General features: G+C 65.2%; 1 protein-coding gene. It reads right to left on the minus strand.

Annotation, left to right across the window (positions count from 1 at the left end; translation table 11 throughout):
* Positions 1 to 746: hypothetical protein (locus MJ783_RS23300; RefSeq protein ID WP_239314040.1), on the minus strand; the 746-nt coding region annotated here is incomplete at its 3' end.
* Between the last annotated feature and the right edge of the window lie 115 nt (positions 747 to 861).

Here is an 861-nt window from a genome sequence, read left to right on the forward strand (position 1 = left end):
CCGACGATCGTGGCCGGATCGGACGACGCCTGCGCGAACCCCGGCAGGCCGACCCGAGTGCCGGGCCGCAGGCTGGTGGCCATCTCCGGGGTGAACAGGTTCGCCGTGTACATCCATCCGTGGTATGTCCTGACCTTGAGTTCAGGAAGATCCTTCTCATAGGCGGTTGTGCGATGGATACCGTTATGACCCCGCACCACCAAGGCAAGAAGATCGTTAGGCGTCAACAGCGCCCGGCCAGAACCGCTCTCCACAAACCGCTCCACCGCCTCGAGCAGCTCGGCCGCCCGCACGGCACCGACCCGCCGCAATAGTTCACTGACAGTGGACATCCCGCTGCTGGACCACCCCCAGGGGGAACTCGCGCCGGTGGCGGGGCGGGACGCATTCGTGGCTCCGGTGGCGCTGGTCTTCCGGCCACCGCCTGGGCTGCCGACAACCGGCGCGGAATCCGGCGGATCCGAAGAATCATGGCGAAGCGTCACAAACGTCGAGCCGGGCTCTGGCCAGTCCTCGACCATCAGGTCAATCTCAGTCGACGGGTCGACAACGGCGACGGTCACCGCCGCCGAATCCACGTTCAGCACGGTGGAGGCGTCCCGGCCGGTGCCCGGCGGGAACTGCACGACAGTCATGTCAGCGTAGGTCTCCGGCAGCGTGTTCGAGACCGTCAGCGGATGGTCGGACGCGGCTTGTAGCCAGTGGGTGACAGCATCCTCCGACATGGAGGGCAAGATCGCGTACACGGGTTCCTGGACGACTGGTAGATGATGGAGCATTTCAGAGAAGGTTGTATCGGCGCCCCACCGCAAAGCCATCGAAGACTGCCCCGCCACCAAACCACCCATAGGTATCCCAGCC

Origin of the sequence: Protofrankia sp. Cj3 (genome assembly GCF_917627355.1) — a bacterium.
In the GTDB taxonomy this organism is placed as follows: domain Bacteria; phylum Actinomycetota; class Actinomycetes; order Frankiales; family Frankiaceae; genus Protofrankia.